Origin of the sequence: Bradyrhizobium cosmicum (genome assembly GCF_032290525.1) — a bacterium.
GTDB classification, from domain to species: domain Bacteria; phylum Pseudomonadota; class Alphaproteobacteria; order Rhizobiales; family Xanthobacteraceae; genus Bradyrhizobium; species Bradyrhizobium cosmicum_A.
The window spans coordinates 284330-292626 of the sequence record NZ_JASXTA010000009.1 but is presented as its reverse complement, the minus strand read 5'-3'; the positions used below and the strand labels follow the sequence as shown (position 1 = coordinate 292626).

Genomic DNA, 8297 nt, shown 5'->3' with positions numbered 1-8297 from the left:
ATTCGCAGGCACCAGCGTGCCCGCTGTCAGGCAGAAACTCCACTTATCGACCTGTCCAAATTTGCGGAGCCGGCTCTCCATTCATGGCCCTGGCATGGGACTGTTAGTGCCTGACATGGGACTGCGAAATGAATTATCGGGTGTCCATCTCATGAAATCCTTGCTCGCTGTCACAAGCGTGGCTTGAGTGTCGTCCGGAAACTCTGTCAGTAGCCATTCAGTTGAAACGCGGCCCTTCATGCTGAAACCGCTTCTCTTGCTTACTCTAATAAAGCCATGGGCAACTAGACACTGAAAGCAGCGCTGGGCCGTACTACGTCCGACGTTAAGTGCCTTGGCGGCTTCTCTAACGCTGTACGGGATCTTACCATTGTTAGAGTTTGGCCCTCGGTAGCGCCTCGCTAACTCGATGTAGAGCGCTCTGCTGCTCCCATCGAGCGCCTGCCATGCTGCCGACGCGAGCATGTATTCAAGGAGTCTGACATAGCGTTCGCGCGGTCGAGCGTCTTTACCAGTACGCTTGTGATAATCACGCCGGTTTGTCATTCAGCAGCCTCGTCGCATCAAAGCGGTCGATTCATCGAACTTCGCCGAGGCCATTTATGGCCGCGTATAGGTTCGCGAGGCTGGCCGGAAGGCTCGTAAAGCGCTGAACGTGCCGTCCACCGGGAGTTAGGATGGCAGCGTCCCGACTGACCGCATATTGGCCAAGAGGGGTGAGATCAAAATCGGCGTGGCACTGCGCCCGATTGCGCGGTATCTTTGGCATTGTTGTACCTAGCATTCCGGTTTAGGGACGACATTTTGGCCGACGTGAGTTGACGCTCACGTCGGCTTTTCAACTTTCCTTTCGGTGAAGACAGGTAGCTGTTGACGTCGACACCAGTGAGGCCGCTGTTGATGTCGGCGATGGTGCTGACGATCATGTTCGCAAAGCGGGTCCTTATGCGGAACCCCGGCAGCGGCCTCGGTGCTGCCGGGCACCCTCGACCCAGCCGACCACCCGCCGTTCGCGATCCCCGAGCTTGGCATAGGCCCTGTGATTGATTTTCTTCGGACGAACGCGCTGCCCATGACGTCGTACTGCGCCGCGACGCCGATTGGCGAACGCAGGGTGACCACCGTCGGGGCATGTGAGTGCACCATGCAGAGTACGGTCGAAGGGTCGAGGCCCCTCGCCAACAGCACCCGGCTGGAGTCCAGCAGAGGCTGTCGCGTCGCCCCGCAGATCACTTCAGCGTCGTCCTTAAGGCGGGCGTCAAACCTGTCATGGCGACGTTTGCCGCGCCGATCAAACGACGGAGAAACCACAATTATAGTCTCTGTCATCATCAGGAGACCTTGCGAGATGGCAAGATCGGGCGGTGCATTTCAGAGGTTGATCGGACCAACGGCCCGATCTTGTTGTGGGCCCACTCGTCAAGGCCGGACGTTGGGTATAACGGGGTGCGGCCGGCAAGCCGAAAGGGCGGCCCATCTGAAGCCACGCAAGCAATTTTGGCTAGCGTCTTGGGAGAACAAGGTATCCCATAAGTGTCGGTAACGTATTTGGCTGCTTCGGCTCGCCTGAGCAGGCGACCAGGTTCAGGAGTTTTCTTCTGGAGAGTATCCATCTGCGCCTCGCGTCTTCACGGAGCAATCTCCGTCGATGCAAGGAAATCTACAGCGCTCGTTTAGGCCCTCTGTCCGTAACTAGTCATGATTTTTGGATTGATTACGAGCGCTCTGACAAACTTGCGAGGGCTTTGCTGATCGTAGCCCTCAAGCCCGTCGTAGGCCAACCCACGTAGTTGAGCACATGTTCGCAAAATTGGGGAAATTGAAACGACCCAGTAGCCCAAGGGTCTCGGCCGATCTGCTTCCAGAAATCAGCAAGATTCATGATGAAACACGGTCGGAGTTCTGCCTTATTCCTACCGCCACGCTTTTTACCTCGCCTCAACGCTTCCTCGAGAGAATTGTGGATCTCGCCCAACGCAGCTGAGACAAGAGAAATGTTTTGGCTGCGAGCAAATTGACGGCGGTATTGAAGCGTATGTTCTTCAATGTGAACGCGCTCCTCCCTCGGAGAGGTCCGGCTTCTTGGATTGACGCTCGCGTACGTTTGTTTCGGAAACTCGAACTTTGGGAAGGTCTGGCGCGTCCAGCTGGAGCTGAACATTTCTCCAAGATGCGATATGTTGTTTCGAACGATGGTCTGACCAATTGGTCCGCATGTTTTTAAGTAGCGTTGCGCCTCCGACAGCCTTTCAATCGCATGCTTTAGCTTCTTACGATCATCAGCACGAGTGCGCCGTCGCCGTACTTTAGTTATTTCATTCCCAAATTCATGAATGAGTTTCCTTAAGAAGGCTTCCGTTTGAGTCTGCTGAGAGGCCGTCAGACCGTGTGCTTCAAAAAGCGCCTCCATGTCCCTCTGTGGAATAGCTTTGGGAATGCCCAAGTCCACATCCCGCACGGTCTTAGCGATCCGGGGGGGCGCTCTCTTGCTCATCATACCGGAAGGTCTCCGCAGATCGCGTAAAAGTGACGAGGCGAGCAACTGAGGGTCAGCTTTTCGGGAGCTACCCTAGCCGCGCCGATTGATTAGGCCTTCCGAAGCTGGACGACCTTGTTTTGCTTCTTTCCGGTCATGGCATCGTCGATGTGCCTGGCGATCCGATCGGCAGCTGCGAGGAGCGCCGAATCGATCTTGTGAATGTATCCTTCAGTGACGCTTGCCCTGGAATGCCCAATAAGCGCTTTGATAGTCGGGATCGAATAGCCGATATCCTCGGCCGTCGAGCTGAACGAGTGTCGCAGCCCGTGGCAGGTAATCCCCGGTACATCTTTGGCAGAGACCTTCTTCAGCCAGCGGGTCAGACCAGTGTGGTGCTTGGAGTCGGTCGTGACGGCGGGAAAGACGAACTTGGATTTCGACTTGGCCATTGCCGTCTTCAGAACGGCAATAACGGCGGGCCCCACAGGCCGGATACTTTTTCCGGTCTTGCTGTCGCCGAGCCGCAGCGCCATTCCGACAGGGTCGACTTCAGTCTTGAGCAGGCCTTCGACCTCATCCAGACGGCAGCCCGTCATCGCGGCTGCCCTGCTTGCAAGGACGGGCTGCCAATGGTCGCCGTTCACCTCCGCAGTGGCGAGGCATTTACCTAAGCGACGGTAGCCCGCATCATCCAGGCGCCACTCGAGCGTTTGATCCTTTGGTCGCCTGATACCGCTTACGGGGTTGTCGGGCCGGTACCCTTCATCGACAGCGTAGCTGAATATCCCGCCGAGGAGACCCATCGTACGGGCCGCGGTACCCTTGCCGCCCGTCACGATTGCGCGGCCGCGCTTCTTGGTCTTCACGTCCGCGGCGGACTTACCGGCGATTATGTCGCGCTGGAGGCCCTTGGCATCGGTGGATGTGAAGCCCTTCACGGTCTTCTTGCCAACCAGCTTGATGATGTGCCGCTCGATGCGCCCCTTGTCGCTGTACAGAGTCGTCCCGCTTTTGGTCTCGCCCCGCCGCGTCAGGATCAGGCCGCGTTCGGCCTTGTCGAGGTATTCCCGGCAGAGTTCCTCTATAGTCATGGCGCCGCGGGCGAGTTTCTTGCTCTCGACAGGATCTGAACCCCTGACGACGTCCGCTAGGGCAAGTTTTGCGTCCTTGCGGGCCTCTTCAGGCGTCAGGACGCCATACCGACCCAGAGTGAGCCGGCGGCTCCGCCCATTCACGTTCCGATACTGGACGATGAAGGACTTGGCCCCGCTTTTTTTCACCCGCAGGCCGAAGCCCGGCAGATCGTCGTCCCACAGAAAGACGTCGGCTCCCGTGGTTTCGGCGGCGTCGACTGTGCGTTTGGTCAGTTTCGGCAATTTTCCCTCAGGTAAGCACCGGGTAAGCAGGTGCCGGAAATCGAGGGAAATTCGGAGCAACGACCGTAGCCCCCAAATCAGGCCTTTTCCAGCCTATATCTGGAGGCCAGATATTCCAAGGGATTTCAGGTAAGCAAGAGTAATTTAGTCACCTTTGCTCTCCGAAGGCAAAGGTCACACGTTCGAATCGTGTCGGGTGCGCCATTAGTTTCAGAGACTTAGTCGTCTTTTTTCAATATGGCCGATTCGCATCGCGTAAGCGGTTGACGGCGTAGTTTAGAGAAATCGCGGGTAAACTGAGTGGCGCTCGCAGCATTGGACCTTGCAGACGAATTTGAGGAGCGTTCGTCGAACGCCCTCAGTCGATCGGTCGCTCGAGCAAGCGGAATCAGAAGACGAGGCAACTCAGTTCGTCTGAACGCTACCCGCAAAGTGGAGCTCACACTTTCAAATCGCGTCGCTGCGCCAAATTCCGCCAATCCAGAGCCGCTGGGTACGTGACTTCCGCATCGTAGCTGCGGCGGTCCGGAACGACGAGAAGTTCGAATCGCCTCGGGCAGGAACGGTCACACATCCATAGCGTTGGCCTTCTGCGCAACGAATGCGCAACCGGATCATCAGTTCATCGACACCAGAAAGTGAAATTGATGCATGGGGTGGCGCAGACCATTCGTCTCAAGCTGGATGCAGTCTGGCGGCGTATCGGCAAGACCGAGACGGACGCCTTAGCCGAACAGTACGGCTGAGGCTGTCGGATCTCTGATCAGTGCTGCCGCTGGAAAGGATGAGGGAGCCGGCGCCACACCAGCGCGCGATAGACTCGCTGTTCCTGGAATGGAGGACGCAATGAGTTCAGCACCGTCCGAGGTTCGACAACTCTTAGAGAGTCGAGTCAGGAGCGCCGACATGGACGATACGAAGATGAAGACGAACACGAGCGGTTATACTAGCTTGATTGTTCAGACAATCATCAGCGGCGTCATCATGTATCTCGTGATGTTCGTCATGATCGACGGGCTCGATAGCTTTTACCACAATCTTAATATGTTCTACATGACGCTGACGATGGTTGCACCGATGGTAGTGCTGATGATCCTCGGAATGCGCCACATGTTTCCGTCGAAAGGCACCAATGCCATGATCCTCGCGGGCGCAATCATCGTCTTCGTCGGCAGCTTCGCCCTGATCCGCACCCAAACAACGATTGGTAATCGCGCCTTTCTTCGCTCGATGATTCCGCACCACTCGGGCGCGATCCTGATGTGTCAGCATGCAAAGCTGAGCGACCCCGAGATCATTCGCCTGTGCGGCGACATCGAACGGTCACAGCGTAAGGAGATCGACCAGATGAAGGCGATCCTCCAGCGGACATAGATCGTGGCGCTCCTAGGCTGTGATCAGTCGGCCGTTTTGGACATCTCGGATACTCGCATGACATGAAGCTACAGCTCTCGATCGTCGCGATGGTCGGCGAGCCCGCTTGCCGCGCGCCGGGTGACGTTCTTCATGTTCGGGGAAGTTCATCCCTTGAGGATCGCGTCGATGTCTTCATAAGGCAAATACTCACGTCAGCATCGCGATAATCGACTGAATCTGGTCCGAGGCGGACGTCACCAGTCCGTCATACGACGTCTGGCCGTGTGCGGCAGCCTTCAGGATGCATTCGGCCACCGCCGCTTTCAGGCCGAACACCGACTGATGGGCGGGCACGCTCGCCATCACGGTCTCGAGGGCCTGGCGCATCGTCTGAACGAGTTCGGAGCTGTATTGCATGTGCTGTCCTCCGCGGGCTCATATTAGGTCGCCTGCCCACGCTCGCCACTCACAAGCCTGAGACTGCCTTTTGAACTCGTCGAGACAGAACGCCGCAATTCAACCGCCGGATGGACGTATTGAGCACAGCCGAGGCCGATCACTGCAGCGGCGAAGGCCAGCAATCGAAGCATCCACCACCTCGCGCTTCTCACCGCGCAATTGTATCATCTTTCCATGAGCGAATCCGGCACCGTGACCGGCGAATCCCCACCCGTCCGCAAGATCATCCATATCGACATGGATGCCTTCTATGCGTCCGTGGAGCAGCGCGATAATCCGGAGTTGCGCGGCAAGCCGGTCGCGGTCGGGGGCTCGGCGGAACGCGGCGTCGTTGCGGCCGCCAGCTACGAGGCCCGCAAGTTCGGCGTTCGCTCCGCCATGCCGTCGGTGACCGCGAAGCGGCAATGTCCCGACCTGGTCTTCGTCAGGCCGCGCTTCGAGGTCTACAAGGCGATCTCCAGGCAGATCCGCGACATCTTCGCCGAGTACACGCCTGTTATCGAACCGTTGTCGCTCGACGAGGCCTATCTCGACGTGACGGAGAACCTGCAAGGCATTCCGCTGGCGCGGGACGTCGCGCTGCGGATCCGCGAGACCATCAAGGCCGAGACGGGCCTCAACGCTTCCGCAGGTATTTCCTACAACAAGTTTCTGGCAAAACTCGCCTCCGATCACCGCAAGCCCAACGGTCAGTTCGTGATCTCGCCGGAGATGGGGCCTGCCTTCGTCGAGACGCTGCCCGTCGGCAAATTCCACGGGATCGGTCCGGCGACCAGCGCAAAGATGAACGCGCTCGGCCTATTCACCGGTCTGGACATTCGTAACCAGACCCTGGAGTTCATGAATACGAACTTCGGCAAGTCGGGCGCCTATTACTACTGGATCTCGCGCGGTGTCGACGAGCGGCCGGTCCGGGCCAACCGGATCCGCAAGTCGATCGGCGCGGAGACCACGTTCTCGACCGACCTCGATGAATTCGACGCGTTGGTCGCCGAGCTCAGGCCGCTCGTCGACAAGCTCTGGCGCCATTGCGAGACGACCGGCAACCGCGGCCGCACCGTCACCCTGAAGATCAAGTTTGCCGATTTCGAGATCATCACGCGCAGCAGGTCCCTCCCCGCGCCGGTTGCGGGCAGGGACGAACTGGAGCGGCTGGCCTGCGGCCTGCTCGAATTGGAGATGCCGCCGCCCAAGTCCGTCAGGCTGCTTGGAGTATCGCTGTCTTCCCTTCAGGACGGGGACGATCCGGAGCCGCAGCTGACATTCCCCATTCGAGCCGGACCGGCAATGACAGCGGCAGGATTTTTCACCAATGACAATGCCGATCCGCTCGAACCAATCAATGCCTCACGTGCTCGAACACCACGATCACGCCGGTCGGCTCTGGCTCGTGCGCCATCAGCCGCGTCAGCTCGGCATCGCTCCAGTCGGCGAGGCTGACGACCTCGCCGGTCTCGCGCTCCGCACCCAGCGACGGCGTGGGTTCGAGGACCTTCAGTCCCATCTCGTCGACGAAGAAGGTGTGCTCGCCGAACATGCTGTTGAGCTGGGGCATCGCCGGATGCTCGTCGGGCAGCACCTGAGCGCCGAGTTGGTTAACGGTCTGCTTCACCTGTTCGGATGTGAGCTTCATGGGCTGCTCCGTTTCTGTCGTACCGGGTTTCATTGGGAATGGGCCAGAACGGGCGTTCCCGGCGCCGTTGTTCGCCTGGCTCAAACTTCCGAACGGGTCCTGCGCACAATTGTTCCGACAGAATTCATTTCGTGATCGCGCGTTGCATCTGCCGCGCTCGCGGCACGGGATCGCCACACGATCCACATGATTCGCCGCGGTACACGCCGAAGATGCGGCTATTCGCTCCTGACCCCGCCGACCGAGAGCGCGCAGATCCGTGACAGGTAGGTGTAGGGCAGGCCAGTCTCTTCGGCCCAGGCGTTGAACTGTGCCTGCACCTTGGCGAGGTCGCCCTTGGATTTGACTTCTTCGGCGGTGTCGCGGCCGGCGCCGCGCAGGCAGGCGACGACGTCCCTGGAGGTCACAAATCCGTCCCAGCCGACGAAGCGCAGCAGCATCTGGCCGGTATTGCCGCCGAGTCTGCTGCCGCGCCTGGTCAGAAGATCGAGCAGGCCGACCTCGTTGGACGACGGCCACTTCGCCAGAAACTTTCCGAAGCTGCCGTGCTCTTTCGCGATCTCCTGCACGAAGGCGGCATTGTCGCGCACCGACATGATCTTGGCGGCGTTGCGCACGATGCGCGTATCGCGCAGCAGGCCTTCCCAATAGTCCTCCGGCTGGAAGGTGAGCTTGGCCGGCTGGAAATGCAGGAAGGCCTCTTCGAACCCGTCCCATTTCGAATCGATCACGCTCCAGGCGAAGCCCGCGCAGAACACCCGCTTGCTCATTTCGGCGAGGATGCGGTCGTCGCCGAGTTTTGCGAGGCCCTTCAGGTCGGGCTTTTCGGGCATCAGCCTGTCGAGCGCCCTGGGCCCGCCCTTGCGCTTCTCGGCGCGGGCGCGAATCGTCTTGAAGGAGGTCATGCGGATACCGCGCTGGGATGCGCCACGACATCAGAATTCGATGATCGGGTCCAGCCCCGCGATTGACGGGAGGACGCGGCCGTGCTGGT

General features: G+C 59.0%; 7 protein-coding genes, 1 tRNA gene and 1 pseudogene. 3 read left to right on the top strand and 6 right to left on the bottom strand.

Going from position 1 to position 8297, the window contains the following annotated elements:
* Positions 1–722 precede the first annotated feature (722 nt).
* From QSV46_RS18945 to QSV46_RS18935, 3 genes are all read right to left on the bottom strand, one after another.
* On the bottom strand, positions 723–926 hold the full coding sequence (locus QSV46_RS18945; protein WP_314954424.1) for a hypothetical protein: 204 nt from the start codon (positions 924–926) through the stop codon (positions 723–725).
* Between the two features lie 788 nt (positions 927–1714).
* The gene (locus QSV46_RS18940) at positions 1715–2443 is read right to left on the bottom strand and encodes a hypothetical protein (RefSeq protein ID WP_314954422.1); all 729 of its coding nucleotides are present in this window, start codon (positions 2441–2443) and stop codon (positions 1715–1717) included.
* A 143-nt stretch (positions 2444–2586) separates the two neighbouring features.
* Complete coding sequence (locus QSV46_RS18935) at positions 2587–3855, bottom strand: tyrosine-type recombinase/integrase (protein WP_314954419.1); 1269 nt, start codon at positions 3853–3855, stop codon at positions 2587–2589.
* 133 nt (positions 3856–3988) lie between these two features.
* Here QSV46_RS18935 and QSV46_RS18930 point away from each other — a divergent pair.
* Both QSV46_RS18930 and QSV46_RS18925 read left to right on the top strand, forming a co-directional pair.
* Positions 3989–4059 (top strand) — tRNA-Arg (locus QSV46_RS18930).
* Positions 4060–4761: 702 nt separating this feature from the next.
* On the top strand, positions 4762–5229 hold the full coding sequence (locus QSV46_RS18925; protein ID WP_314954416.1) for a DUF305 domain-containing protein: 468 nt from the start codon (positions 4762–4764) through the stop codon (positions 5227–5229).
* Positions 5230–5418: 189 nt separating this feature from the next.
* On the opposite strand, the gene QSV46_RS18920 is transcribed toward QSV46_RS18925, so the two are convergent.
* Positions 5419–5628 (bottom strand): hypothetical protein, encoded by a 210-nt coding sequence (locus QSV46_RS18920; protein ID WP_314954414.1) that lies wholly within the window; start codon positions 5626–5628, stop codon positions 5419–5421.
* A 216-nt stretch (positions 5629–5844) separates the two neighbouring features.
* Between QSV46_RS18920 and dinB the strand changes: the two are divergent.
* Positions 5845–6942: pseudogene (gene dinB, locus QSV46_RS18915) on the top strand (DNA polymerase IV); the annotation flags it as partial.
* Between the two features lie 67 nt (positions 6943–7009).
* On the opposite strand, the gene QSV46_RS18910 reads toward dinB, so the two are convergent.
* Complete coding sequence (locus QSV46_RS18910) at positions 7010–7303, bottom strand: hypothetical protein (RefSeq protein ID WP_314954411.1); 294 nt, start codon at positions 7301–7303, stop codon at positions 7010–7012.
* A 218-nt stretch (positions 7304–7521) separates the two neighbouring features.
* On the bottom strand, positions 7522–8208 hold the full coding sequence (locus QSV46_RS18905) for a DNA-3-methyladenine glycosylase I (protein WP_314954408.1): 687 nt from the start codon (positions 8206–8208) through the stop codon (positions 7522–7524).
* Between the last annotated feature and the right edge of the window lie 89 nt (positions 8209–8297).